General features: G+C 39.6%; 22 protein-coding genes and 1 tRNA gene. 10 read left to right on the top strand and 13 right to left on the bottom strand.

Translation table 11 applies throughout. The annotated features are described in order from the left end of the window. Positions 1 to 51: 51 nt before the first annotated feature. The 4 genes from FTT84_RS07480 to FTT84_RS07465 all read right to left on the bottom strand — a co-directional run bounded on the left by FTT84_RS07480 (position 52) and on the right by FTT84_RS07465 (position 4,836). On the bottom strand, positions 52 to 1,254 hold the full coding sequence (locus FTT84_RS07480) for an OmpP1/FadL family transporter (protein ID WP_180080686.1): 1,203 nt from the start codon (positions 1,252 to 1,254) through the stop codon (positions 52 to 54). A 332-nt stretch (positions 1,255 to 1,586) separates the two neighbouring features. Continuing rightward, on the bottom strand, positions 1,587 to 2,960 hold the full coding sequence (locus FTT84_RS07475) for an OmpP1/FadL family transporter (RefSeq protein ID WP_180080684.1): 1,374 nt from the start codon (positions 2,958 to 2,960) through the stop codon (positions 1,587 to 1,589). A 338-nt stretch (positions 2,961 to 3,298) separates the two neighbouring features. Further along, positions 3,299 to 3,374, bottom strand: a tRNA-Arg gene (locus FTT84_RS07470). A gap of 73 nt (positions 3,375 to 3,447) precedes the next feature. Next, positions 3,448 to 4,836 (bottom strand): amino acid permease, encoded by a 1,389-nt coding sequence (locus FTT84_RS07465; RefSeq protein WP_180058148.1) that lies wholly within the window; start codon positions 4,834 to 4,836, stop codon positions 3,448 to 3,450. A gap of 331 nt (positions 4,837 to 5,167) precedes the next feature. Here FTT84_RS07465 and prpF point away from each other — a divergent pair, with 331 nt between their 5' ends. The 3 genes from prpF (at position 5,168) to FTT84_RS07450 (ending at position 8,597) form a co-directional block, all read left to right on the top strand. Continuing rightward, positions 5,168 to 6,358, top strand: coding sequence for a 2-methylaconitate cis-trans isomerase PrpF (gene prpF, locus FTT84_RS07460; RefSeq protein WP_180080682.1), 1,191 nt, complete (start codon positions 5,168 to 5,170; stop codon positions 6,356 to 6,358). Between the two features lie 202 nt (positions 6,359 to 6,560). Further along, entirely contained in the window at positions 6,561 to 7,496 is a 936-nt protein-coding gene (locus FTT84_RS07455) for a sensor domain-containing diguanylate cyclase (RefSeq protein WP_180080680.1), read from the top strand. A gap of 192 nt (positions 7,497 to 7,688) precedes the next feature. Continuing rightward, entirely contained in the window at positions 7,689 to 8,597 is a 909-nt protein-coding gene (locus FTT84_RS07450; protein WP_180080678.1) for a polyprenyl synthetase family protein, read from the top strand. Positions 8,598 to 8,716: 119 nt separating this feature from the next. Here the strand turns inward: FTT84_RS07450 and putP are convergent, their stop codons facing one another. From putP to FTT84_RS07425, 5 genes are all read right to left on the bottom strand, one after another. Continuing rightward, positions 8,717 to 10,207, bottom strand: coding sequence for a sodium/proline symporter PutP (gene putP, locus FTT84_RS07445; RefSeq protein WP_180080676.1), 1,491 nt, complete (start codon positions 10,205 to 10,207; stop codon positions 8,717 to 8,719). Positions 10,208 to 10,424: 217 nt separating this feature from the next. Next, positions 10,425 to 11,279, bottom strand: a complete 855-nt coding sequence (locus FTT84_RS07440) for an SPFH domain-containing protein (protein WP_067762682.1) — start codon at positions 11,277 to 11,279, stop codon at positions 10,425 to 10,427. A 16-nt stretch (positions 11,280 to 11,295) separates the two neighbouring features. After that, complete coding sequence (locus FTT84_RS07435) at positions 11,296 to 11,772, bottom strand: NfeD family protein (protein WP_067762681.1); 477 nt, start codon at positions 11,770 to 11,772, stop codon at positions 11,296 to 11,298. 97 nt (positions 11,773 to 11,869) lie between these two features. After that, complete coding sequence (locus FTT84_RS07430; protein ID WP_067762680.1) at positions 11,870 to 12,793, bottom strand: patatin-like phospholipase family protein; 924 nt, start codon at positions 12,791 to 12,793, stop codon at positions 11,870 to 11,872. Positions 12,794 to 12,854: 61 nt separating this feature from the next. Beyond that, positions 12,855 to 13,493, bottom strand: coding sequence for a 1-acyl-sn-glycerol-3-phosphate acyltransferase (locus FTT84_RS07425; protein ID WP_180058152.1), 639 nt, complete (start codon positions 13,491 to 13,493; stop codon positions 12,855 to 12,857). Positions 13,494 to 13,705: 212 nt separating this feature from the next. Between FTT84_RS07425 and FTT84_RS07420 the strand changes: the two genes are divergently transcribed. The 4 genes from FTT84_RS07420 to FTT84_RS07405 all read left to right on the top strand — a co-directional run bounded on the left by FTT84_RS07420 (position 13,706) and on the right by FTT84_RS07405 (position 18,947). Next, positions 13,706 to 14,974 (top strand): MFS transporter, encoded by a 1,269-nt coding sequence (locus FTT84_RS07420; RefSeq protein WP_180058153.1) that lies wholly within the window; start codon positions 13,706 to 13,708, stop codon positions 14,972 to 14,974. A 278-nt stretch (positions 14,975 to 15,252) separates the two neighbouring features. Beyond that, the gene (locus tag FTT84_RS07415; protein ID WP_180058154.1) at positions 15,253 to 16,926 is read left to right on the top strand and encodes a phosphoethanolamine transferase; all 1,674 of its coding nucleotides are present in this window, start codon (positions 15,253 to 15,255) and stop codon (positions 16,924 to 16,926) included. Positions 16,927 to 16,929: 3 nt separating this feature from the next. After that, positions 16,930 to 17,598 carry a response regulator transcription factor gene (locus FTT84_RS07410; RefSeq protein ID WP_180058155.1) on the top strand — a complete coding sequence of 223 codons (669 nt, stop codon included), beginning with the start codon at positions 16,930 to 16,932 and terminating at the stop codon, positions 17,596 to 17,598. Between the two features lie 17 nt (positions 17,599 to 17,615). Further along, positions 17,616 to 18,947, top strand: a complete 1,332-nt coding sequence (locus FTT84_RS07405; RefSeq protein ID WP_180058156.1) for an ATP-binding protein — start codon at positions 17,616 to 17,618, stop codon at positions 18,945 to 18,947. A 30-nt stretch (positions 18,948 to 18,977) separates the two neighbouring features. Here the strand turns inward: FTT84_RS07405 and FTT84_RS07400 are convergent, their stop codons facing one another. Next, positions 18,978 to 19,685: a phosphatase PAP2 family protein gene (locus tag FTT84_RS07400; protein WP_180058157.1), complete on the bottom strand. Its 708-nt coding sequence runs from the start codon at positions 19,683 to 19,685 to the stop codon at positions 18,978 to 18,980. A 163-nt stretch (positions 19,686 to 19,848) separates the two neighbouring features. Between FTT84_RS07400 and FTT84_RS07395 the strand changes: the two genes are divergently transcribed. Next, positions 19,849 to 20,547, top strand: coding sequence for an HAD family hydrolase (locus FTT84_RS07395; RefSeq protein ID WP_180058158.1), 699 nt, complete (start codon positions 19,849 to 19,851; stop codon positions 20,545 to 20,547). A gap of 48 nt (positions 20,548 to 20,595) precedes the next feature. On the opposite strand, the gene FTT84_RS07390 is transcribed toward FTT84_RS07395, so the two are convergent. The 3 genes from FTT84_RS07390 to dhaK form a co-directional block, all read right to left on the bottom strand. Beyond that, positions 20,596 to 21,783, bottom strand: coding sequence for an ammonium transporter (locus FTT84_RS07390; protein ID WP_180058159.1), 1,188 nt, complete (start codon positions 21,781 to 21,783; stop codon positions 20,596 to 20,598). Between the two features lie 598 nt (positions 21,784 to 22,381). Then, positions 22,382 to 23,059 (bottom strand): DUF421 domain-containing protein, encoded by a 678-nt coding sequence (locus FTT84_RS07385; protein WP_180058160.1) that lies wholly within the window; start codon positions 23,057 to 23,059, stop codon positions 22,382 to 22,384. 147 nt (positions 23,060 to 23,206) lie between these two features. Beyond that, a complete protein-coding gene (gene dhaK, locus FTT84_RS07380; protein ID WP_180058161.1) occupies positions 23,207 to 24,937 on the bottom strand; it encodes a dihydroxyacetone kinase subunit DhaK in 1,731 nt (576 codons plus the stop codon). Positions 24,938 to 25,100: 163 nt separating this feature from the next. On the opposite strand from dhaK, the gene FTT84_RS07375 reads away from it, so the two are divergent. Then, on the top strand, positions 25,101 to 25,481 hold the full coding sequence (locus tag FTT84_RS07375) for a hypothetical protein (RefSeq protein ID WP_180080674.1): 381 nt from the start codon (positions 25,101 to 25,103) through the stop codon (positions 25,479 to 25,481). Positions 25,482 to 25,515: 34 nt separating this feature from the next. After that, the coding region (locus FTT84_RS07370; RefSeq protein ID WP_180080672.1) for an IS1 family transposase at positions 25,516 to 25,707 on the top strand (192 nt) is incomplete at its 3' end.

The following is a 25,707-nucleotide window of genomic DNA, read 5'->3' as shown; positions in this document are numbered from 1 at the left end:
AAGCAATAAAAAAAGGCGCAATATGCGCCTTTTTTATTGGGTTCGCTTGAATTAGAAGCGATAACCGATTTTCATACCATAGCCAAGAGCAGTATTGTCTTCAAAGCTACCAGCAACAGCTCCACCAGTTTGGGCATCAGCATCGCCTAACCAGAAGTATTTAACGCCTGCTTGGATGAAATAATTTTCAGCAGGACTATATTGGCCACCTAAGCCAACACTCCAATAACCTTCAACTGGACCTAAAGTCGTTACTGGATTACCAGCACCTGAATCCCAGCCAACAGCAGCTGTACCAGACCATTTAGCATTAAACTTATGACCTAAACCTACTGTTGCAGACCATTGATCATCTGAATAATCAACAAGATTCTGCTGTTTTCCAGTTAATGCGCCAGTCAACTGAGATAAATAAGCCGGTTTTACTGCAAACTGATCCCAATGTACCCAACGAATATTCGCAAAGGCCAACGTATTTTTTGCAACGCCTGATTGTAAGTCAATGTTGACTGATTGTGGCGTAGTAATTTCCGCTTTATGATACGTCGGGATAGAACCTGTTAATCCAGGAATATATAATGCGCCATCTGTGCCGAAACGGAAGGTTTCTGTTGTATCTAATTCATGTTTAATTTCAGAGCGATAAGTCACAGCGGCTTTTAAGGCAATTTCAGGGATAGAGTATGCAAAACCAGCCAACCAGCCGTAAGCTTCGCCTTCTTTAATATCAATATCATAACCGCCAAGAACCTGTGGGCCTTTATACGCTGTACCGCGTAGGGACACTTTTGCTTTTACAGTTTGATATACAGGTCCTGCATAAACATTCCAGTTTGCATTTGGCTGATACCCAATCAGTGCCGTAATGCTATTGGTTTTTACTTCAACAGAAGTACCTTCCAATGTACCTTTATTGGTATTTACTGTGGCAAAAGCATTAGATTCAGGCGCGTATTGAGAGTCAGCTCCAAATGGCTGATCATAAAGCAAACCTAAAGAAATTTGATCTGTTGCTTGAATTTTTATAGCAGCAGCAGGAAAGTAGTAGTCTTCGCCCATATCGCTGACTTTATTGCCAGCATTGTCTTTACCTTGAACATCAGGATCTAAAACTGAAAGACCTGCTTCAGCATAGTTTCCCGGTTGTAAAAATGCTGAAATAGACTGTCCTGAACGATCAAGTCCAGCGGCAAATGTTGCTGTCGTTGGAATTAAACTAAGTAAAATTGCTGAATGAATCGCTGTAAGCTTCATGAATTCTTTTCCTTGAGCCGCTTAATCGTTATTTAAAAGTTACGGGAAAATAACATAAATAAAAAAAGAGTAAATGCTCAGCTCTGATTGGGAAATGAACTGTGTAATTCAAAAAATAAACTTGAATAGAGTAAAAGTACTAATAGTGATTTAGTATGTAAATGATTTATAAGTAAAAAAATAGAGTAATCATTTTAAAAAATGAAAGTAATATAAGGGGTTCTTTTTGATTAAATTTGAAACATATAGAAAGCTAAGTTTAAAAAACAATAGGCATAATGTAAAAAGACCATAGCAAACTATGGTCTTTTTTTAAAATTTAATGGCTTAAATTAGAATTTGTAGCCCATTTTCAGGCCGTACGCGATAGCATTATTATCATTGAAAGTACCCGCCGCAGAGTGCGCTCCAGTCTGTGCATCAGCATCGCCTAGCCAGAAATATTTTACGCCACCAGCAATGAAAGTTTGTGGTGTTGGGCTGAACTGAGCACCTAAACCAAGGTTCCAGTAACCTTCAGTTGGACCTAAGGTTGTGACAGGGTTTCCTGCACCAGTATCATAGCCAACAGAGATATTGCCTGCCCATTTGTCGTTAAGTTTTCGGCCAACCCCTGTGGTTACTGACCATTGATCATCTGAGTAATCAACTAGATTAAAGCCATTAGGTTTATTTAATGCAGGAAGCATTTGACCGGCAAGTTTGGATAATGCGCCAAATTGTGTTGGTTGAATTGCAAAATCTTTCCAATTTACCCAGCGGATATTAGCAAACGCAACAGTATTTTCCATGATACCAGTTTGCAAATCTAGATTTACAGATTGTGGTGTTGTAATGGTGGTTTTACCATCAGCATTTTTTATTGCATCAATTTGAGCTTGGCTGATGGCGCCAGAGCCAACAAGCAAAGCTCCCATTGAATTAATAAGAGGCATGTTTTCTTTAACATCTACATCATGGTCAATTTCAGAACGATAAGTTAAAGATGCTTTTAATGCAATTTCAGGGATTTGATATGCGATACCTGCTAACCAGCCTGCATCGCCAGTTTCTTTGATGTTTGCATCATATCCATTGTATAGACTATAAGCTGAACCGCGTAAAGAAACATTGCCTTTAATAGTTTGGTAAACAGCTCCGCCATAAAGATTCCAATTTTCAGTTGGCTGGAAACCAAAAATTAAATTTATATTTTGTGTGTCGACTTCTACTGAGGTATTGCCAGAAATTGGAGTACCTAATGCAATAGCTAGAGGAGCTCCAGTAACGGGATGCTTAATTACAGGTGTCCCGTTTGGAAGAGTACCATTTGGAGTGCCAGTCACAACAGGTAAACCGCCTGTTAGTGCTGTTCCAGGTAATACACCATCAGAATTGCTGGCAACAAAGTTATTTTTACCAGTGTACTCAGCATCTGCGCCAAATGGTTGATCGTACAGTAGGCCAAATGAAAACTTATCATTCAATTGCAATTTTAGCGAGGCATGAGGAAAGTAATAATCTCCAGCCATATCGCCTGTGGCGTTACCGGAAGTATCTTTGCCAGCTACATCAGGGTCGAGTACAGAAATGCCTGCTTCAAAATAGTTGCCTGGTTGTAAGAATGCTGCAATAGATTGGCCTGAACGGTCCAAAGCAGCAGCGAATGCACCTGTCATTGGCACTGTTGCAAGAAGAATCGCGGTACTAAGAGTTTTTAATTTCATTCTGTGTCTTTCCTTGAGGTACAAATTTATATCTAGCGTTGTTGTTTGCACTTATTTAATTTTTTGGAGACTTCGGTTACTCAACCGCAATCATTTGTTACTCCATGTGTCAAAAATACCACAATTAAAATAAGAGTAAATGCTCTAGAAAAAACTATTTAGTTTAAAAAAGCATCAGAATAGAGTTTTTGCACCAAAATTCTTAAGGGTTTAGGATTAAGTTATTGATAAACAAAACAATAAAATAATGAAGATAAAATGATTTTTTGTATAAAAAATATTCTAAAAAAAGGAAATTTAAACTTTATATGTTGTGATATAGGTCATATTTTAATAGGTGGTGCGCTCTGCGGGACTCGAACCCACGCCGGTCACTTAGGAGGCAACTGCTCTATCCAGTTAAGCTAAGAGCGCTAGACGGTGGCTAATTTACTCCAATTTGAGTTAAAAAAAAAGTTATTGCCGAAACAATAACTTTTTAAATTGATTAGTCTTTTTTCTCTTCTTCGATTTTGATGTCACTCAAATCTTTAGGATTAAGATAGTTGAACATCAGCAACATGATTGTAATCCATACTGGAATCATCAAAACGGATTCCATAAAACCTTGGGTCCACATGATGAAGAGTACCAAAGCAATGAAAATTAAAACAATATAGTTACTTACTGGCGACCAAAGTGCTTCATACGATGTCTTGAAGTTTAGAATGCGTTTAGCGCGTCTAAATTGAAGGTGAGTCATAGTAATCATAGCCCAGTTCAAGACTAAAGCTCCAACTACCACATACATTAAATGACCAAGTGCATCTTCTGGAACAAAGTAGTTTAATAGTACACAACCAAAAATTAATACCGCTGAAAGTAAAACAGCTGGAATTGGTACGCCTTGTTTATTGGTTTTAGCAAAAACTTTAGGTGCATTTCCTTGTTTCGCCAAGCTGTAAAGCATACGGCTGTTTGCATACATACCACTGTTATATACAGATAATGCAGCAGTTAAGATAATAAAGTTAAGTAAGTGTGCCGCCCAATCAATACCCAATTGACTGAAGATCATCACGAAAGGACTTTTATCTAGACCACCAAGGTCAAGTTGGTTCCAAGGTACTAGAGATAAAAGAATCGTTAATGAGCCCACATAGAAAATGAGGATACGGAAAACGACTTGGTTAATGGCTTTTGGAATAGTTTCTTTTGGATTTTCTGCTTCTGCTGCAGCCATACCAATCAGTTCGATACCACCAAAGGCAAACATTAGGAAGGCAAGCATGAAGAATAAACCTTCAAAGCCATTTGGGAAGAAACCACCTTGATTCCAAAGGTTGCTAAATGATGCAGTAGAGTTTGAGTCTGCTGTTAATAGTAAATACAAACCGAACACAATCATTGAAATAACCGCAGTTACTTTAATGATAGAGAGCCAGAACTCTGATTCACCATAAAATTTCACATTGCCTAAGTTAACAGCTGTAATGATCACAAAGAAAAACAGTACAGATGCCCAAGCAGGAATATGAGGCCACCAGTAGTTAATGTATTTTGCGACAGCGGTCAGCTCTGTCATTGCAACTAGAATATAGAGGATCCAATAGTTCCAACCGGTCAGGAAGCCGGGAAATTTACCCCAGTATTTATACGCGAAATGGCTGAATGAACCTGCTACAGGCTCATGCACAATCATTTCACCGAGTTGACGCATAATTAAGAATGCGATCAAACCACCAATGGCATAACCCAAAATAATGGAAGGACCTGCTGATTGAATCACATGAGCGGAGCCCAAGAATAAGCCTGTACCAATTGCACCACCCATGGCAATCAATTGAATATGACGATTCTTTAAGCCACGCTTGAGTTCGGAGGAATTGGTAGTCAAGTTACTCATCCCGAGAATGGTTTAATTTTGTTAATTGTAATAGATCAAGATTGAATAGCCTAGTAGCTCAAAATATATGAAAAATATTTATGAATAATATAATTAATAATTAAGTTGCATTGTTAGATTAAAATTATATCAATCAATAGATTAATTTTATTTTAAATGAATTGGTAGATGTCTCATTTATATAAAAAAGGTATTGAGTGTTGTTTTTTTATACTTAAGTCATGTGATTGTTAAAACTTCAGTTAAACATTGTATGATGCCAATACGCAGAAAAGAATGGTCTGCTAGAACACAATGATAAATATCCAAGGATTCAATAAAAATGAGTTTTGCACCCCAAATTAAAATTGCAGCAACCTATATGCGTGGTGGCACAAGTAAAGGTGTATTTTTTAAGCTTGAAGATTTACCTGTCGCGGCACAGCAAGCGGGCAAAGTGCGTGACCAAATTTTACTGCGAGTCATTGGTAGTCCAGACCCTTATGGTAAACAAATTGATGGTATGGGCGGCGCAAGCTCAAGTACCAGTAAAACTGTAATTTTAGCGAAAAGTTCAGAACCGGATCACGATGTCGATTATTTGTTTGGGCAGGTAGCGATTGATAAAGCCTTTGTTGATTGGAGTGGGAACTGCGGCAACTTGACTGCGGCTGTTGGGGCTTTTGCAATATCGAATGGCTTAGTGGATGCTGCACGTATACCAGAAAATGGTCTATGCATCGTTCGTATTTGGCAAGCCAATATTCATAAAACCATTATTGCACATGTACCAATGGCCAATGGAGAAGTGCAAGAAACTGGTGATTTTGAATTAGATGGTGTGACATTTCCTGCAGCTGAAGTGCAAATTGAGTTTTTAGATCCTGCTGATGACGGTGAAGATGGCGGTGCAATGTTTCCTACAGGCAACTTAGTGGACACACTAACGGTTCCTGATGAAGGAAGTTTTGCTGCAACTTTCATTAATGCAGGTATTCCAACGATTTTCTTAAATGCCGAAGAGATTGGTTATACAGGCACTGAATTACAGGATGCCATTAATAGTGATGCAAAAGCTTTAGCACGTTTTGAAAAAATTCGTGCGTATGGCGCAGTACAAATGGGATTGATTGCAGATATTTCAGAAGCTGAAAAACGCCAGCACACGCCAAAAATTGCATTTGTATCGAAACCTAAAGCCTATACATCTTCGAGTTCTAAAGAAATTACGGCACTTGATACAGACTTATTAGTTCGCGCACTTTCAATGGGTAAACTGCATCATGCCATGATGGGAACAGCTGCGGTGGCTATTGGTACAGCTGCTGCTATACCAGGTACTTTGGTAAACTTGGCAGCAGGTGGAGGCGAGCGTGAAGCTGTTCGCTTTGGGCATCCATCTGGGACGCTACGTGTAGGTGCTCAAGCGGTGAATGAGAATGGCCAGTGGGTGGTTAAAAAAGCAGTGATGAGTCGCAGTGCTCGTGTTTTGATGGAAGGTTGGGTGCGTATACCAGCGGATACACTCGATTAATTTACATAAAAATTTTAATAAGCCTCTGCTCAGCAGGGGCTTTTTTTTGCCTTTATTCTTTTAATGAATATATAAAGCATTATTTAGTATATATTTAAATATAATATGTACTGCATTTAATATTAGAAGAATAGAGTGATATTTGTCACATTTCATTTGATAGCATTCCGCATAGCTATACCCTGAAAAAACTGGCTCGAACATGCTTAAAAATGACTTAATAAAACAGGAACTTTCAGTAGAACATTTAGCAGTCCTTGATGCACTGCCAATGCCTGCTGCGCTTTTTTCCGCAACTGCTGACTTATTGTGTGCGAATCAACTTTTTCAACGTAGTTTTCGAACAGACTTAAGTCAACTCATCTCCAATAAACTCGAAATAATGTTGAGTGTACAGCCGAATCAATCTGAATTTAGTTTGCGTTGCTTAGAGATGGAGCATATTGAACCGTTTATTTATTCGGAAAGTGAAAGGCACTATTGGCTGACTTTAAAACCGCATTATTTGCATGATGGTCAGTTAAAGCATGTCATGCTGTGTTGTGCAGATATCACTAATTTAAAACAATCTGAACAGAAATTAATGCAACACAATCAATTGTTGAAGCAGCAAGTCTATATCGATCATTTGACACAAGTGCTGAATCGTCGTGGTTTTGATTTGCAGATAGAAGAATGGCAACTCAAACTTGCACGCCAAGACTTATTTGAAATGAGTTTGATTATGTGTGATTTAGATAACTTTAAGCAGATTAATGATATTTATGGACATGATTTTGGCGATGAAATTTTAGTGAAATCTGCTCAAATTTTAATGCGTGTGATTGAAAGCATGGAGGATGCTTACGTATTTCGAATTGGTGGTGAAGAATTTGTAATTGCGTTGCCAGATATGCAATTAAAAGATGCATGTCATATAGCACAGCAATGTTGTCATCAAGTCTCAGCTATGTCTGCAAACTATGCTGATAAGGTTCTGAAACTTTCGATTTCATGCGGCGTTGCACATCAATATCAAGATGGTGTCTTAGCTGAGACTTTGGCCAAAGCAGATCAAGCTTTATATCAAGCAAAATATAGCTCTAAAAATTGTACTTGTTATAGCGACGGTGACGGTATTAATTTATTCGAATGTTAATGGTGCTTTTTAAAAATTATCGAATGTGAAGAGATAAATAGACCAGTGAATGATTAATAAGCAGATTTGACAATGAGCATAGAGAATACGTACAGAAAGAAGTATCATGCAACAAGTCAAAATGACCATAGGTTTAGCAACGGGTTTGCTAAACATACTAGATTTTAGTCGATTTAAATATTCGAGGTGAATGTGTCCTCATTAACAGATGTTTCTACTTATGCCCTGACTGAAGCGCAAGAGCGTATTCAACAGGACTTACTAACAGCACTGGATGCTTTTGCTATTCCAGAACCGTTAAAAGGTGCGGTGTATCATGCTGTGATGTTGGGTGGAAAACGTGTTCGTCCGGCACTTTGCTATGCAACAGCTGCATTAAATCCGAATCAAAATGCTGCGGCAGTTCGCCGAGCAGCGGTGGCAATTGAGTTTATTCATTGTTATTCATTGGCACATGATGATTTGCCATGCATGGACAATGATTTATTACGTCGTGGTCAACCGACATGTCATGTGGCATTCGGTGAAGACACCGCGTTATTGGCAGGTGATATTTTACAATCGATGGCATTTGAAGTTTTGGGTAGTCGTTTATTTGATCAGGGTGCTGCTGTAGACGCTCCAATTGTATTAAAGCAAATGCAGATTTTAGCGACTGCGACTTCTAAAATGGTCAATGGACAAGTGCTGGATTTACAAGCCGAAGGTAAGCACGTAAATCAAGAACAACTGGAAAATATTCATCGTAATAAAACTGGCGCACTTATTTCTGCTGCAATTATGATGGCAGCGGTGACGATTTTTAATGGAACAGATCAAGCCATTCCAAAACTACGTGAGTTTGGACTTGCTATTGGTTTAGCGTTCCAAGTTCAAGATGACATTTTAGATATTATTGCAGATACAGAAGTACTTGGAAAAACAGCAGGTAAAGACCAACAAGTTGATAAATCGACTTATCCTGCATTGTTGGGTTTAGAACAAGCAAAAGAATACGCTGATTCATTACATAATCAAGCTGTTAATGCCTTAGCATACTTTGGTGATGATGCTACAGAATTGCTGAAGATTACGCAGTTTTTACTAAATCGAAAAAGCTAAATTAAGCACGATGAACTGCCCATAACATTGCATGATGTTATGGGCTTTTTTTCAGCAAAATAAAAAATTCTGATTAAAAAAAGGACGCTGAGCGTCCTTTTTGATCGATATAAAACCGATTAAATGCTTTCTTTATAGATGCGGTCTGCTTCTTCGAATTTATCTGTAATTTCGTTAGAAGGTGCTTTACCCATTAAGCTGACAACGACAATTGCAATGAGTGAGCAGATGAAGCCAGGAATAATTTCATAAACGCCTGTATCGCCCCAAACATTTTTCCATAAAATCACCATCACAGCACCGACAACCATGCCTGCTAAAGCACCATTCAACGTCATACGTTTCCAAAACAATGACAAAATAATGAGTGGACCAAATGCGGCACCAAATCCTGCCCATGCATAAGCAACAAGACCTAAAACTTTTGAATCAGGATTACCAGCCATGTAGATGGCAAGAATTGAAATCAATAGCACCATAATACGGCCAACCCAAACCAACTCTGTTTGCGATGCTGATTTACGAAGGAACGATTTATAGAAGTCTTCAGTGAGCGTACTTGAACAGACGAGCAACTGGCAGCTCAGTGTACTCATAATGGCAGCTAAGATTGCTGCAAGTACAATACCTGCAACCCAAGGGTTAAATAGAATTTTAGTTAATTCCATAAACACCGTTTCAGGGTTGGCATTTACCACACCCGCAAGTTCTGGATGTTGTTGGAAGTAAGCAATACCAAAGAAACCAGCAGCTACAGCACCACCTAAGCACAGTGTCATCCAAGTCATACCAATGCGGCGCGCATTTGGAATAGACTTCACTGAATCGGCTGCCATGAAGCGTACCAGAATATGTGGTTGACCAAAGTAGCCCAAACCCCATGCTAAAAGTGACATGATCGCGACAAAGCTCAGATCACCAATAACATCCATGGCTTGAGGGCGTGCCGCTTCAAGTGCCATGGTGAATTGTGTTAAGTCTGAGAACGATAACATCACCACAATAGGGGTGAGTAATAAGGCGAAAATCATAAAGCCCGCTTGAATGGTGTCGGTCCAGCTTACAGCAAGGAAACCACCAATAAAGACATAACTTACAGTAGCAATTGCGCTGATCCATAGGGCAGTGCTATACGACATGCCGAACATACTTTCGAATAAGCGTGCACCTGCAACCATGCCTGAAGCACAATAAATGGCAAAGAAAATCAAAATGATCACGGCAGAAACAATACGCAGAATTTTTTTCTGATCATTAAAACGATTAGAAAAATAGTCGGGGAGTGTTAACGCATTATTTTGTACTTCAGTATGTACGCGAAGACGGCCTGCAACCAGTAACCAGTTGAGCCAAGCACCAATGATTAAGCCAATGGCAATCCACATTTCAGAAAGTCCTGAAAGGTAGATTGCTCCGGGTAGACCCATAAGTAGCCAGCCACTCATATCGGATGCACCGGCAGATAGCGCTGTAACAAAGCTACCTAAGCGTCTGCCACCCAAAATGTAGTCAGAAAAGTTACTCGTTGCACGATATGCGAGTAAACCAATCACGACCATGGCGACAATATAAAAGAGGAAAGTAATTAGGGTGGGATTTAGGGAGCTCATACGATATCCGTTTTGGCGTTGGACAAGTGCTTTTAAAACGGAGGATTTAAGCGGAATTTACTTGATTATGTTGGTAAATAGAGGCTTAAGATCCTGATACGTCAAAAAATAACGGGAAATTTAAACATAAATTTACTGTTTTTGCTTCAATTTTCGCAGTGACCACAAAAAATGGGCAGTCTCTAGCTGCCCATTTGAAGCTTGTGAAATCAAAAAATTATTGGTTACGGCCCATCACACCACGAATGGTATTAAGAATATCGGCTGGTAGAACCACAGTTTTCGCATTATTGGATTTCGCCATATCCTGCATGGCTTTGACATATTGCTCACCCAACAGGTATGCCACAGGAATTTCTTGATCACCGACGGCTGAGCTCACCATTTCAATCGCGCGTTGTGAAGATTCAGCTAAAACCACTTGTGCTTCAGCATCACGACGAGACGCTTCTAAACGACCATCAGCTTCTAAAATAGCCGCTTGTTTTTCACCATCAGCTTTAGTCACTGTTGCACGGCGTTGACGCTCAGCTGCAGCTTGCTCTTCCATGGCTGCTTGCATGGTGTGAGATGGCTTAATATCTTGAATTTCGACAGTTTTAAGGGTAATACCCCAATCCGAAATATCATCTGAAATTGCAGCTTTGAGTTTGGCTTTAATATGATCACGTGATGACAGCGCATCATCTAAGTCCATTTCACCTACGATTGAACGTAGAGAGGTTTGTACTAAGTTTTGAATGGCCCACGTATAGTTTTCAATACCATACACCGCTTTTTCAGGCGTAGTGAGATTGATATACGCTACTGCATTCATTAATAGTACGGCATTGTCACGTGAAATCACTTCCTGAGATGGAATATCTAACACGATATCTTTGGTGGTCACTTTATAAGCCACTTCATCAATATAAGGAATGACAAAGTTTAGGCCTGGGTTGAGGGTAGTATGGTATTTACCTAAGCGCTGCACAATCCATTTAAAACCCTGAGGCACAATCCGAACACCTTTAAAGATGGTGACAGCCACAAAAACAAGGAAGGCTAAAAAAACAATTGAAACACCTGACATTTGATTTCTCTCTTATTTATAGATTGTCATTTTGGCTACTGCTATGGCGCTGAACCACTAAATCGTTGCCTAAGATGTCGATGACTCGAACGCGATCGCCCACTTCGAGCTGATCTTGAGTTCGACAGTGCCATTCATCAGAGCCAAGTACAGGCATAGGAAAACGAACTTTAACTGAACCATGATTTAGCTGGGTTTGGATGACCATGCCGACTTGTCCAATAGTGGCTTCACGAGAAAGTCCAGCTTTGGTTTTATCGGTAGATAAGGGCTTAATAAATTTAAACCACGAAAAAGTGCATAGGATGGAAAGTACGATCCAAATAATGATTTGGACATTAAAGTCCATTGAAGGAAAAATCCAATATAAAATGCCGACCAAAATGGCCGATACACCAAACCAGAGTGCGGCAAAAGAAGGCAAAATCAATTCGAACAGGATTAATGCAACACCCAGAACGAACCAGTGCCAAGGTTCTATAATAAATTCCATACATCTACTCTTATATTGGGTAATTGATATAGATGAACCAGCATCTATATCAATGTAGCAGATGTATAAGCTAATGAATATTAAAAAAATCGCTGAATTAAATTTTGGCTCTTGGCGCCGGTTTAAATGCAGCAGGCGATTGTTTAAAGTTGCTGATAGCTTTTTCAATGCTGACAATTTTTAGTTGTGCAGCTTTTTCACCTTCTAAAATGGTGGCATTGCTGGATTTCAAATCGAGTGTACCAATATGACCGACTTTAGGCTGTATCACGATATTGGCATTTTTCAATTCTTCATTAATACTTTGCTGCCCCATAATATTGATGGTTTGGTCAAGTAGACCGAACATACTGACAGCTTTTGTCCCATCAGGTCGGGCTGAGATATCAACGGCAATCACAATATCTGCACCCATATCACGCGCAGTTTTTACAGGAATTGGACTCACTAAACCACCATCAACATATTTGACACCTGCAATGGTGGCTGGAACAAATACGTTAGGAATACTGCACGAGGCACGTACAGCCTGTCCTGCATTCCCTCGAATGAATTCGGTTTTCTTACCGTTGTCTAAACGTGTCGCGACAGCCGCAAAACGACGCGGGAATTGTTCAATTGGTTTATTGCCAATATTTCTATTCACAAAGTCTTGTAATTTTTGCCCCTGTATAATGCCTTGGCTATTTAAAGTTAGATCACGAATATCAGATTCTTTAAAGTTCAGTGCGATTTGTTGCATTTGGTAAGGGGTTTTACCACTTGCATAGAGGCTGCCGACAAAACTTCCTGCGCTCGTACCGGTCACGATTTTTGGCTTAATGCCATGTGATTCAAGGACTTTTAAAACGCCAATATGCGCAAAGCCTTTTGCACCACCACCGCCAAGTGCAATCGCAATAACTGGTTCACGAGCTTTTACTGGGGTTGGAGTTGGAGTAGCTGGTTTTTTAGTTGCTGAATCACAACCGACAAGACCAAGTACCAACAGGCCTGGAAGAAAATAATGTGCGAGTTTCATTTTGGAAATCTGATTGTTAATTAAACAAAGTGCTCATCTCATCAAAAAATGAAGGTTTTGACTAGGGCTTTTTCCAGTGCTTTTGTAACGGTAGCGCCAACCACTCTGGATTGCGAGGAGAAAACTGTCCTTGATATAAGTTGAGTATGTCATTCAGATCGGTATCAAAATTACCAGTGGTATGAAATACGCCTAAGCAACGGATGGTCTTCTGTGCGTAATCAAAAGAAAATATCACAATTGGAATGTGAGATGCATGGGCAATGTAATAAAAGCCACTGCGAATTTTATCGGCTTTTTTCCGTGTGCCTTCGGGTGCCATACCAATCCAAATTTGTTTGTTTGCTTGAATAATGTTAGCAATTTCATTAGTTAGACCTTTAGGGTTTTCACGATTGACAGGAATAACTCCCACCCAATTAAGTAAATGTTTGAGTGGGGTATCAAACAAGCTATTTTTGCCAAAGATGGTGATTTTCAAACCAATGCCAAGTAAAGCGAGAAAGCCGTGCCAAGCATCAATATTAGAGGTATGTGGTGAGATGATCGCTACGGCTTTAGGTAAATTAGGAAATTCACCAACAAAGCGCCAACCTTGTGCTAAAAATAGACGCTTAAAAATGGCACGACTATAAATAGATCCACGCGATGGAACGAGAGGTGGTAGTTCAGGAAAATTAGTATGTGTTTTATTATTCATTTTATATTCTGTAAAAGTTTTAGAGCGATACCTTAAATTGACAATTTTTTTAAAAATGATTGGTTAATAAAAAAATTTAGATCAATGCTGAATCATTAACTGAGATAAGGTTATTCATATCATATGTTGTCGTGAATTGGAGTTCATTGGCATAATCGCTGTAGATTTAGCTGCTTACTGCATATTTTTGCTTATTTGATACAGGGACGTTTATGGTTTCAAACCGCCAACTCTATGTTCTATTATTTTCCCTGTATTGGGCACAAGGTTTGCCAGTTGGGTTTATGACACATGCCTTGCCTGTCATATTAAGAGCTCAGGGGGTATCACTGGCACATATAGGTGGTTTTGGCTTATTGATGCTGCCTTGGTCAATCAAAATACTTTGGGCACCATTGGTAGACCGACAAGGTTCAAAGCGCTATGGGCATTATCGCAGTTGGATTATTCCGACCCAATTTTTAAGTGTCATCATCCTGATTATTTTATCTTTTTTACCGATCGCCAGTTTAGATGAGCCTGTATATCTGTTGATGTTTTTTGTGGTACTGCTCAGCCTGAATTTGGTGGGTGCCACGCAAGATATCGCAACTGACGGCTTGGCAGTGAATATTTTAAAATCTGATCAGCAGCATTGGGGCAATACATTTCAAGTTGTTGGATCGCGTCTCGGTTTTATTGTCGGTGGTGGCGCGGTACTTTGGGCACTGGATTGGTTGCATTGGCAAACAACTTTTTTATGCTTAGCAGGTATCGTATTTTTAAATACTTTAGCCATTCTGTTTTACCAAGAGCCTAAAAAAGAGCAGATCGTCTCTCAGCATTCACATGTAAACAAACAAACGTTATGGCAAGTTGTAAAACAGTATCTGATTTATTTTACCCAAACCAAAACACTTCGTATGTGGCTGCTGGTGCTGCTGACTTTTAAAATTGCAGATGGTTTTGCTGGGCCGCTGCTCAAACCGTTAATGGTGGATTTAGGTTTGAGTTTTAGTCAAATTGGAATCTATGTGACGATGTTGGGTGCTATTGCTGCACTCGTTGGGGCAGGTTTAGCCGGTTATAGTTTGAAGTATCTCTCGCGTGTACATGCCTTGATTGGTTTTTCGATATTAAAAATCATCAGCCTAATGGCTTATGCATGGTTAGGTTTGCAATACGAATTAAAGCGACTTGTAGATGCTTGGATAATTTATTTCATTAATGCTTTTGAAGATATGGTTTCAGCCATGCTCTTGGTCGTGATGCTGACCTTAGTCATGCAATATAGTCGTAAAGCAGTTGCAGGCACAGATTTTACTTTTCAAGTTGCGTTGATGGCGACGGTGAGTGGTGGATTGTATAGTGTGAGTGGCGTATTTGCAGATGTGCTGGGATATAGCACGTATTTATATTTGATCACAGCTTTGGCAGCGTGCAGCCTAGTACCGATATTGATGTGGGGAAAAGTCATAAAACATGAGCAAAATGATCTTTAAATAGTGATTTATTCTAAGTTTGTATTTATCAACTAAAACAGTAAAAAACAGCATGGCAAATATTGACGATACTCAAGGCGAGTGAGTCAGTAAAAAATACAATCTTCCATCTACAAAGCAAAGCATGCAGCGAAAAGAACAAGATCGTCAAAATACTAGGTCATTTAGTCTGCTATGACGATGGAGTTCAACAGTTATGGTTGGCATCAGCTTGTTTTAAGTCATTTTTAAGTTTCAATTTTTACATTAAGCCATCAAAGAACAATATTGATGCCAATATGCCTAATGTCATAAAGCGATTCCAGCAAAAACTTCCGAGTATCAGCCTAAGCCAGTTCAATTTCATCCTTGCCATATGGTTAGGTGTGGTGTTGAACATTGGCTTTTATCAACAAATGCAAACTCTGACCCCATATACAGGGCTAAAGGCCAGCCTTTTTATTGCGGCAACCGTGGTGGTGGTTGTGGCGCTTTACAATGTGTTGATGCAATTATTGCAATGGCGTTGGAATGTAAAATTATTGGCCAGTATATTTGTCTTGGTGGGTGGTTTTAGTGCCTATTTTGTCAATAGTTTGGGAGTAACCATCACTTCTGATCAAGTACAAAATATGATGCAAACGGATATTAAAGAAGTCAACGATCTCATCTCTCCTAACTTCTTTATTTGGTTAACAGGACTGGTCTTGTTACCGATCTTGGCGATTGTGTTGATTCCAATTCGACAAGAAACTGTTAAGCGTGAAGTTTTAAAAAAACTTGTGAATATCGTGCTGTCATTTACAGTGATGGGCGCTTTGCTCTTTATCTATTTTGTAGATTATGCAGCGATCTTTCGTGAGCATCGGGATTTGAAAGGCATGTTGTCACCGCAAAATACCATTGCATCGACATTTTCGTACTACCATAAAAAAGCGCCTAAGAAAAATTTACCTTTGGTGTTGTATGGGGAAGATGCACATCTGATTGAACGAACCAGTACTGGGAAACTACCTAAATTAATGGTGCTGGTTGTGGGTGAAACAGCACGTGCGGAAAGCTTTTCTTTAAATGGCTACAGCAAAAATACCAACCCTGAATTGAGCCAACAAAAAATTATTAACTTTAATCAAGTGAGCTCATGTGGTACTGCGACTGCTATATCGGTTCCATGTATGTTTTCTGGTATGCCACGTACAGATTATGATGAACAATTGGCTGATCACCGTGAAGGATTGTTGGATATTGCACAACGTGCGGGTTATAAAGTGACGTGGATGGATAATAATTCAGGTTGTAAAGGGACGTGTACCCGTGTGGAAAAATATGAATTTCCAGAGGCATTGAAGCAAAAATGGTGTGATGCAGATGGTGAGTGTTTTGATGAAATTCTGGTTGATGGTTTAAAAGATTATATTGCCCGCATTCCAAAGGATGATGTGTCGCCACGGTTAATTGTTCTACACCAAATGGGCAGTCATGGACCTGCATATTTCAAACGTAGCCCAAAAGCATTCCAAAAATTTAAGCCGACCTGTGACAGCAATGCAATTCAAGGCTGTAGTTCAACCGAACTCGTGAATAGTTATGACAATAGCATTGTTTATACAGATCATGTATTAAGTGAACTGATGAATACTTTGAAAGGGACAGCCAACTACCAAACTGGTTTGTGGTACTTGTCTGATCATGGCGAATCAACAGGTGAACATGGTTTATATTTACATGGTTCACCGTATTCGATTGCACCTTCGCAACAAACGCATGTACCGATGTTGATGTGGTTTTCGCCCGAATGGCAGAAAAATAATTCTGCTCAATATGCTTGTTTAATAGGACAAAAAAGCCAAAAATTGAGTCAGGATAATTTATTCCCCTCACTTTTGAGTTTGCTTGGTGTACAAACCCAAGTGAAAAATGAAAAGAACGATATGTTGCAACAATGTGCGCAAAGTGCACAGAGCAGGATCTAAGCCATGCATAAAATATTAATCATTGAAGATGATTTCATGATTGCCGAATCGACCAAAACATTATTGGCATATCAACAATTTGATGTGGAATGGGTGAATAATGGAATTGATGGCTTAAAGCGCATCCAACAAGGTGGTATCGATCTGGTTTTACTGGATTTAGGTTTACCAATGATGGATGGCATGCAAGTGTTAAAACAGATTTGTCAAATGTTGCCAAATTTGCCAGTACTGATTATTTCTGCACGTGATCAATTACAAAACCGTGTCGATGGTTTAAATCAAGGTGCAGATGACTATTTGATTAAGCCTTATGAGTTTGATGAGCTGTTGGCACGAATTTTTGCTTTATTAAGACGCGCGGGTGGCAATGCACCTGAAGCGACTCAAAAGATTTTAAAGCATGGTGAGTTAGTGTTAGATGTAGAGCAGCATTTGGCACGTTATAAAGGTGAATATGTCGATTTGTCTAACCGTGAATGGGCAATTTTAATTCCATTGGTTACGCATCCGAATAAAATTTTTTCCAAAGCAAATTTGGAAGATAAACTTTATGATTTTGACAGTGATATCAGTAGTAATACCATTGAAGTTTATGTACATCACCTTCGTTCAAAATTGGATAAAGACTTTATTCGTACCATTCGTGGACTTGGCTACCGACTCGGTTAAAACAGGATTAATCTTTCATGCAGCAGCACCAATCGTATTCACTGAAAAAGAGGCTGATTGTTTATGTATCTATTTTCAGTCTACTTTTGGGCTGTGTTCTGGTTTTTGCTGCTTATAAAACGGCACTTGAAGAGATTAACGAAATCCTCGATGCGCAAATGCAGAATTTGGCTGAACGCGTCGCTGCACATGATCCGAAGCCAACCAAAAGTCAGTTTGATCAACATAAGCGCTATCATGAGGAAGATTTATTCGTTGATGTATGGACTTATGAGTCGAAAGCACATCAAACGCATCATTTAAAACTGTTGGTACCGCCTGTAGAAGAAGCGGGCTTTTATACCCATAACACCCCACAGGACGAATGGCATACTTATATTTTACCCTTAGGTGATATGCAGATTCAGGTGAGTCAACAGGAATCTGTTCGTCAACATTTGGCAGTGGAATTAGCAGGGAATATGTTCATTCCATATTTGGTGTTTATTCCGTTTGCTTTGTTGGCATTGGGATGGTTAATCCAGCGCAGTTTAAAACCTTTAGAAGACTTTAAACAAGAGTTGGCAAAGCGTGATGCATTTGAACTCTCTGCCATCTCACATGAGCAGTATCCTGAAGAAATTGCACCAACTATTCACGAGATGAATCATTTATTTGAACGTATTTTGTTGTCGCAACAGGAACAGCGTCAATTTATTGCCGATGCTGCACATGAACTCCGTACGCCAATTACAGCTTTAAATTTACAAATGCAAATTTTGCTGCAAAAGTTCCCACAAGACGAAGCTTTGCATAATTTAAGTAAAGGATTAATTCGGATTCAGCATTTGGTTAGCCAACTTTTAAGTTTGGCCAAACAAGATGCCTCGGTGTTTGAGTTAGAGCGTAAACAGACATTTGACTTGAAACAAGTTGCGGCCAACTGTGTTGAACAATTGATTCATCTAGCAATGCAAAAAGATATCGATTTGGGCATGGAGCAGCAGCAGAGTATTGCTTTATATAGTCTAGAGCCGACTGTGCATTCGATTATTTTTAATTTGATAGATAATGCGATTAAATACACGCCTGTACAAGGGATAATTAATGTGTCGGTAATGCAACAAGCAGAACTAGCATTAGTCGTGGTTGAAGATAGTGGGCCTGGTATTGACCCTGCTTTATATGAACAAATCCGTAAACGGTTTTATCGTATTTATAATCATGAAGAAGTAGGTAGTGGTTTAGGTTTGGCGATTGTGGATAAGGCCGCTGCGCATATTGGTGCACATTTAGATTTTGCGAAAAGTGAAACGCTAGGTGGCTTGAAAGTAACGATTCAGATTCCGCTAAAACCTTTAAACGCCTAATTTTTTTAATTTACAATTTGTTAATAAAGCCTATATCCATTCAAAGTGTTTATAGGCAGTTTTGATTTTTTCTGTGGGTAGATAACGACAGCCAAATGTATAAATGACTGTGTTAAAGGCCCAAATAAACCATGCTGTCCATAGATTATGACTGAGAAAATGTGCACCACGCATCATCTGAGCCCAACCAAAACAAAAACCTAAAATGATGCCTGTAATTAAAAAGAAGTAAGCTCGTGCAGGTCGCGACAGCCGGTAGACAAAATAACCAGTCATTAAGGCAAAGCCCGTAGCAGCATGGCCTCCTGGAAAACAATGTCCATTGGTTGTATTAAATTTCCAGATAAAACCTTGCGCTGTTGCACTGGTCATATTCCATGGGCAAGCATGTGGTGAATGTGATTTGATTAAACCGATGAGTGCTGTACTAAGTATGGCCACGATAAAAAAATAGCCCAATTCACGATGACGTGCTTTCAAAGCATTATGTTTAAAACTCATCAACCATGCCGCTACGTAAAATACATAGACCGCGATTAGGATCTCTTTCACGTATTTATGATTCAGTACAGCAAGAGACCAATCATTACGGTATGGAAAGCCACCCTGAGCATCCATCCACGGTTGGATTAAGGTTTGGTCGAGTTGCCCTGCGACAGGAAAAAAATAGCTTAAAAACAAAAAGCTGATAATCAAAAAAATAATTTGGTAGAGCAAAAAATGGCGAGATGAGGGCATAGCAATCGCTTTGTTATTGTTACATAAGCGCTATTAGATAAAACTCAGCTTAAATCAGTCTTAATAATGTAATCCTATCTATGAGATATACATATCTCAGATGTTGCATGAGTTGAAAATTGGGCTGTGCTAAAGTTTCGAAAACGTTTAAATGCTGAAAATTATGACTATTCGAGCTGTGCTTTTTGACCTTGATAATACCTTAACGCACCGTGACCAAAGTGTGGCAGCATACGCAGAGCATTTAGCAAGCTATTATCAGCAGCATTTGAATACAGTTGACGTAGCGCATATTAAAAGCATTATTAATCGTATTGATAATGGGGGCTATCCCAAAAAAGAATTACTTACTTACCCAAGTATCGGTGCTTCTGTGGCTGATGCTTTACAGCAGGAATTGGAATGGCAGCAGCCCGTAGATTTTGATGAATTGACACAATTTTGGTTTCAAAAATTTGGGCAGTTTGCTGTCGTGATGAACGGGGCTTTAGAGCTGTTAAAACAGTTGAAGCAACAGCAGTATAAATTAGCAGTGGTATCTAATGGGGGGCATGCAACGCGACTCAATATTTTAAATGGACTGGGCTTTGCGCCATATTTTGATGCTGTGATTAGTTCGGAATTGGTCGGGATCAGTAAACCCAAACCTGAAATTTTTCAACATACTAGCCAGCAACTTAATGTAGATCCTGAGGCATGTTTATTTGTGGGTGATCATCCAGTAAATGATATTTATGGTGCGCAGCAGGCGGGCATGCAGGCTGTCTTATTGGAAGGTTTTCATCCTTTAAATGATCATCAACAGACGAATATTCGGCATAAAATTCAACAGCTCGATCAGCTTTGGCCCTATTTGAAATAAAGGCAGCATAAAAAAAGCGGCATCCAGTGCCGCTGTTTTTAGTCATTTTTAAAACATATTTTCATCCGAGTTGGCTGAAATACGGTGAATACTTAAATCAGCGCCACGGAATTCTTCTTCTTGATCTAGGCGGATACCCATTACAGCTTTTAATGTACCGTAAACGATAAATCCACCAATTAGTGCGATCGCAATGGCTAAGAATGTACCAATGATTTGCGACATCATTGAAATACCACCTAAGCCGCCTAACCATTTTTGCCCAAATAAGCCTACAGCTAGGCCACCAAAAGCTCCACAGACACCATGTAGTGGCCAAACGCCGAGTACATCATCAACTTTGAGTTTGTTATGCGTGTAAGTGAATAATTTTACAAAGATCACTCCAGCAATTGCTCCAATGATTAAGGCACCTACAGGGTGAACCACGTCAGAACCTGCACAAATAGCGACTAAACCTGCTAACGGACCATTGTGTAGGAAACCGGGGTCATTTTTACCCATGAAGTTTGCCGCCAATGTGCCACCGACCATCGCCATGAGAGAGTTAATCGCGACTAATCCTGAAATTGCATCAAGCCGTTGAGCACTCATTACGTTGAAGCCAAACCAACCGACAATGAGAATCCAAGAACCGAGTGCCAAAAAAGGAATACTTGATGGTGGATGCGCACTGATACGGCCATCTTTTTTGTAACGACCATGACGCGCACCGAGTAAAAGTACTGCAGCAAGAGCGATCCAACCGCCCATTGCATGAACCACTACAGAGCCGGCAAAGTCATGGAAAGCTGCACCGAATTGATGTTCTAACCAAGCTTGCAGTCCGAAATTACCATTCCAAGCCATGCCTTCAAAAAATGGGTAAACCAAAGCAACCAACAATAACGTTGCGATTGCTTGAGAACGCATTTTGGCACGTTCTGCAATGCCGCCAGAAATGATGGCAGGAATTGCGGCTGCAAAGGTTAGTAAAAAGAAACAACGCATTAAGTTATAGCCATGATCGGCTGCAAGCGTATCTCCAATATGGAAAAAATGGTGCCCATAAGAGATGTAATAACCCACAAAAAAGTATGCAATTGCGGAAATAGAAAAGTCAGTCAGAATTTTACTGAGCGCATTGACCTGATTTTTATGTCGTACGGTACCTAATTCTAAAAATGCAAAGCCTGCATGCATGGCAAGAACCAAGACTGCACCAAGAAGGAGAAAGAGGAGATCTATATTTTGCATAAGGTGTTCCAGTTTAGTGCGCTAGTTCACGAAAAGAACTTCAGTATATCGAGCGAAAAAAAATGGAAAAGAGATTGGCGCTAGGGAAATTTTGATTAAAAAAACTTAAAAATACATAAGACTCGATATAAAGCAAAGACTTGCATTTAAAGCTTAAAAGTGCACCAAAAAGATGCGCATCAATATTTACAAGAGAAAATTAACTAAATGATTCTTAAATGGAAAAGGCTGAAAAGTGAATATGTTTGAAACTCTTTTTAACTTTATAGCGCCAAAAAGGGATTAATTCAGGGCATCGAATATTTTTGAATTTTCATCGGAATGCGAGAAATGTGGGCATGTATTTGAGTTTACTCGCTGATATTACGGTGAACGGTCAATTTTTTTTGGCACGTTGTTATTGTGCAAATGGGATGAATGTTGAGAAGAACACAGCTTTAAAATTTGCCTATCAATGGGTCATTTTGCTCAAAGTGACGGTTATTCTGTGGTGCAAATACATGACAAATTATTTCGAAGGACTTTATTTAGAGTGCCATAATTGAAATACAGCTCAGATCCATTTTATGTGATCTGATTCATGGAGCGCACGACTGTTTTAAGCGAGTCGTTGAGTATTGATTGCCTCCGCCCAATCACAGCATCCACATCGTGGGCAAACATCTTGTGCGCCATGGATATACATAGTTTTACCGCAATGTGTACAGGCATAGAGATGATGCATTTTTATGTCAGCAACGGCTTTGTAAGGTTTGGGGAAGAGCGGTAGTCCATAGCGTACTTGCTCAGGTGGATAAAATAAGATGCTAAATTTGCCATCACTTTCTAATAGACCGACGCGGACTTGCCCTAAATGTTCAACATTTTGCTGACGCATTTCAGAGAAAAATTCATCATGCGACATTTTTCCTTGTTTGATTTTCTCTAAGACCAATTCACCATCTTCAACAATGTATAAGGCCTTACCCTCAATTAAATCTTCAAAGGGCTGATATTTCATCATGAGCCACGTAATGACACGATATAAGCCTATGACAACGGACATCACGATGAGGGCTTGAAGTATGGGTAAATCTTCTTCAAACATCGGATCGCCAGCAATTGAGCCTAAAGCGAGTAAGATCGCGACCTCAAAAATAGACAACTGACGAACGCCACGTTTCCCTGTAAGGCGTAAAAAAACGATAATTAAAACGAACATAATGATGCTGCGTAAGATAACTTCAGCAGCAAAGCTCCATGTCGTGTCATGGATGAAAATTTGAGTGATATCCATCTCTTATCCCTCTTATTGTTATATAGTTAAATTAGCAAATCCTTCTACTTTGTATCTGCTTAATTGTGTTAAGTTTTTAGATAAAATTGAAAGTAAAAAAGCACCGATAAACGGTGCTTTTTGATTGCATCTTCATCGGATGCAAAATTATTTAATCAAGGTTGCAATCTCGCTAAAGATAACACCCAAACCATGTGCGCCAGCATCAGGGTAACCCAGACTGCGGTCGCCCACAGTTCCTGCACGACCCATACGCGCTACAATCTCTTTGGTATTTTCAGCGCCTTGAACCGCCGCTTTTGCACCAAGTACAAAGTTTTCTTTAAAGGTTTTATCTGTATGGGCAGACCAAGAATCTGCGCATGGCACAAGTGCATCAATCAGGGTTTTATCACCCACCACTGCGCCGCGTCCAAATGAACGCTCACCTGTAGTTTGAATGCCTTTGACCGCTGCTTGCAGCATCTCGGCAAAATCAGCGACAGTTAAAACTGATTTGCCTTGAATTGATTTCGCTGCCGCACGGAATGCTGAACCCCAGATTGGGCCAGACGCGCCACCACAATGTTCCATAATGATCATTGAGCAGTTCAGCATGAATTCATCCATCTGCTGCGCTTGAATCAGACTTTGCCATTCACGTTTTAATTGCTTAAAGCCTTTCGCCACGCTCATACCGAAGTCGCCATCACCTGCATGCGCGTCCAGCTCACAGAATAGCACTTCATTTCTAATGATACAGGCAGACATCACATCCACCACATAACGCATGTTTTCGATGGTGAATTGCTCATTGCTAATCACCGCATGTTCAGGCTGTGTTTCAACTTGGGTGTTTACTACAGCTTCGGCTGAAGAATCTTTGGACACAAAAGTTAAAGGCTGTGCTGCTGAACCATCCATTTTAAATGCAGGGGTGTTGGCTGCTGCATCGAGGTAAGTTTTCAATTCATCATCGACAGCAAGCAAGGACACAGATGCACCATTCATGTCGATACTGGTCATATAGTTGCCGACAAATGTGCGGTAAATTTTGATGCCTTTACGTGCAAGGTGTTCGCATACATCATGGTTAAAGACATACAACTCTTGCAGCGGTGTGCTACCAAAGCCATTGACCAAGACTGCAACTTCTTTCATGTCTGGACGGTCAAGGAACAGGTCATCCACGATGCGCTGTGCCATTTTTTTGGATGGCAAGATTTTTTCACGACGGATGCCGGGTTCACCGTGAATGCCGACGCCATATTCCATTTCGTCATCAGCCAAAGTAAACGTTGGCGTGCCTTTGGCTGGAACAGTACATGAGCTATAAGCAAAACCAAGGCTAATGACGTTGTCCGCAGCTTTTTGAGCAATCGCTTTTACGTCTGCAAGTTCTAAGCCTTTTGATGCTGCTGCGCCTGCAATCTTATGTACAAATACTGTGCCTGCAACACCACGACGACCGACTGTATATAGGCTGTCTTTAACCGCAATGTCATCTGCCACTTTTACATAGTCAACTTTAATGCCGTCTTCAGTCGCAAGGGCTGCGCCATTCTGGAAATTCATCATATCGCCAGAATAGTTTTTGATGATCATTAGCACGCCTTTGTCAGTTGCGACTTGCTGTAAGGCTTTATAAACCTGAATTTGCGACGGAGATGCAAATACGTCGCCGCACACAGCAGCGTCTAACATGCCTGTGCCTACAAAGCCTGCATGGGCAGGTTCGTGACCGCTACCACCACCACTGATGAGAGCAACATTGTTATGTTTTTCTTTTCTTGAAATGATTTTATAGGCTTCATTAAATTGAAGCTCAGGGTGAGCCAGTACAAGTCCTTTGCACATTTCAACAACCAGATTTTCAGGGTTGTTCATGAGTTTTTTCATTGAAACACAAGGATATATTAATTTGGGAGAATATTAATTTCGTATTATAAGATGTAATGGTATTTGAAGTATGCAAATGGAAGATATTTGAACTATAAATTTTTTTTCATTACAGCCTACACTCAAATTTTATAGATACAGATAATGATTTAGAGAAAAAATTATGCATTCTGAGGATCATTTTAGTAAAGAACTATTTGATGTTTTAGCTCAGCAATATATCGATTTGAATTTAACGATTGAGATAGCTCGAAACAAAGAAATTATTATTAGGGAATTTAATGGGAAAAGATTTCATGTTGATTTCAACTTAGTGATCGAAATAGGTCAAAACAATGAGATCATTATTCTGGTATTCAGTGGTGAAAAGTTTCTTTTGAGGGTGAAATATGTTTATGGATCTTTTGATTTTGGTACGGAGGTTCATGAGTATCATCATCATAAACAATATTTAAGACAATGGAGGTATGCCTCAAGCCGAGAAACTATTTATGAGCATCTAGACCGATTTGGAAATTTGGTGGTGTTTCAAAAAGTATGCTGAAAAAAAGCAGGTTGGATTTTGATAAAATAGAGAAATGCGAATAACTCTAGAAATCAAGTGTCCAGCCTGCCTAAGTGACAGTATAAAGAAAAATGGCACAAAAGTAGATGGTAAGCAAAATTACCAATGTAAAATATGCAGACGTCAATTTATTGGTGATCATGCTCTCAGTTATCAAGGCTGTCACTCAGGTATCAAAACCAAAATATTACACCTCATGGTGCGA

Origin of the sequence: Acinetobacter sp. YH01019 (genome assembly GCF_013420285.1) — a bacterium.
Classification (GTDB): Bacteria; Pseudomonadota; Gammaproteobacteria; order Pseudomonadales; family Moraxellaceae; genus Acinetobacter; species Acinetobacter gandensis.
Note: the sequence above shows the minus strand (reverse complement) of the source record. Positions and strands in the feature narration are given on the sequence as shown.

Bases quoted from the DNA above. Each gene is read 5' to 3' on its own strand.
- FTT84_RS07430 (WP_067762680.1), bottom strand. From the start codon at position 12,793: ATGAAACTCGCACATTATTTTCTTCCAGGCCTGTTGGTACTTGGTCTT.
- dhaK (WP_180058161.1), bottom strand. From the start codon at position 24,937: ATGAAAAAACTCATGAACAACCCTGAAAATCTGGTTGTTGAAATGTGC.
- FTT84_RS07480 (WP_180080686.1), bottom strand. From the start codon at position 1,254: ATGAAGCTTACAGCGATTCATTCAGCAATTTTACTTAGTTTAATTCCA.
- FTT84_RS07475 (WP_180080684.1), bottom strand. From the start codon at position 2,960: ATGAAATTAAAAACTCTTAGTACCGCGATTCTTCTTGCAACAGTGCCA.
- FTT84_RS07420 (WP_180058153.1), top strand. From the start codon at position 13,706: ATGGTTTCAAACCGCCAACTCTATGTTCTATTATTTTCCCTGTATTGG.
- putP (WP_180080676.1), bottom strand. From the start codon at position 10,207: ATGAGCTCCCTAAATCCCACCCTAATTACTTTCCTCTTTTATATTGTC.
- FTT84_RS07400 (WP_180058157.1), bottom strand. From the start codon at position 19,685: ATGCCCTCATCTCGCCATTTTTTGCTCTACCAAATTATTTTTTTGATT.
- FTT84_RS07440 (WP_067762682.1), bottom strand. From the start codon at position 11,279: ATGTCAGGTGTTTCAATTGTTTTTTTAGCCTTCCTTGTTTTTGTGGCT.
- FTT84_RS07435 (WP_067762681.1), bottom strand. From the start codon at position 11,772: ATGGAATTTATTATAGAACCTTGGCACTGGTTCGTTCTGGGTGTTGCA.
- FTT84_RS07390 (WP_180058159.1), bottom strand. From the start codon at position 21,783: ATGCAAAATATAGATCTCCTCTTTCTCCTTCTTGGTGCAGTCTTGGTT.
- FTT84_RS07395 (WP_180058158.1), top strand. From the start codon at position 19,849: ATGACTATTCGAGCTGTGCTTTTTGACCTTGATAATACCTTAACGCAC.
- FTT84_RS07410 (WP_180058155.1), top strand. From the start codon at position 16,930: ATGCATAAAATATTAATCATTGAAGATGATTTCATGATTGCCGAATCG.
- FTT84_RS07385 (WP_180058160.1), bottom strand. From the start codon at position 23,059: ATGGATATCACTCAAATTTTCATCCATGACACGACATGGAGCTTTGCT.
- FTT84_RS07375 (WP_180080674.1), top strand. From the start codon at position 25,101: ATGCATTCTGAGGATCATTTTAGTAAAGAACTATTTGATGTTTTAGCT.
- FTT84_RS07415 (WP_180058154.1), top strand. From the start codon at position 15,253: ATGCCTAATGTCATAAAGCGATTCCAGCAAAAACTTCCGAGTATCAGC.
- prpF (WP_180080682.1), top strand. From the start codon at position 5,168: ATGAGTTTTGCACCCCAAATTAAAATTGCAGCAACCTATATGCGTGGT.
- FTT84_RS07455 (WP_180080680.1), top strand. From the start codon at position 6,561: ATGCTTAAAAATGACTTAATAAAACAGGAACTTTCAGTAGAACATTTA.
- FTT84_RS07425 (WP_180058152.1), bottom strand. From the start codon at position 13,493: ATGAATAATAAAACACATACTAATTTTCCTGAACTACCACCTCTCGTT.
- FTT84_RS07405 (WP_180058156.1), top strand. From the start codon at position 17,616: ATGCAGCAGCACCAATCGTATTCACTGAAAAAGAGGCTGATTGTTTAT.